Below are 479 nucleotides of genomic sequence, written 5' to 3' on the forward strand. Positions count from 1 at the left end.
GAAATCGACCTTGCGGCAGTCCCAGCCGTCGGCGCCGCCCCGGATCCGGCGCACGGTTTCCAACGGCAACCCGCAACGGTAGGCGACCACCCGCTCCTTCCACCTTTCGACTGCAAAGTTCAAAGCGTCGAGAGCATGACGAGACGATGAGGTCATGCCGGTATCGATTGCCGCTTCGACCAGCGGCGCCAGCCAGGGGCCATTCATCGAAGCTCCCCAATCCTCCGTCTGACCCCGCCCCGCATCGGCAACAATGAACAGGAAATGGCGCAGCTTGACGGCCTGCTCCGCCGATAATGGTCCGTGCGGGGTCTTGGACGCGCTTCTTTCCAGCACGAACCCCGTTATGCCCAGATTGTCCGTCAGCCCACCATCCATAAGCCGCACAAATTTGATGCCGTCTTCGGCATGGTAGGAATCCAATGCGTTGGCGTAGGCCGTCAGCCGCAAGGATGGGTTGGAGCCGCTTAGCGCACCCT

At 61.8% G+C, this 479-nt stretch carries 1 protein-coding gene; it reads right to left on the reverse strand.

Annotated features, from left to right (window positions below):
* Positions 1-479 (reverse strand): hypothetical protein (locus tag AB4Y92_RS25660; protein ID WP_441822183.1); only part of this gene is annotated, 479 nt, incomplete at both ends.

Source organism: Lysobacter sp. TAB13 (genome assembly GCF_052113885.1).
Taxonomy (GTDB): domain Bacteria; phylum Pseudomonadota; class Gammaproteobacteria; order Xanthomonadales; family Xanthomonadaceae; genus Lysobacter; species Lysobacter gummosus.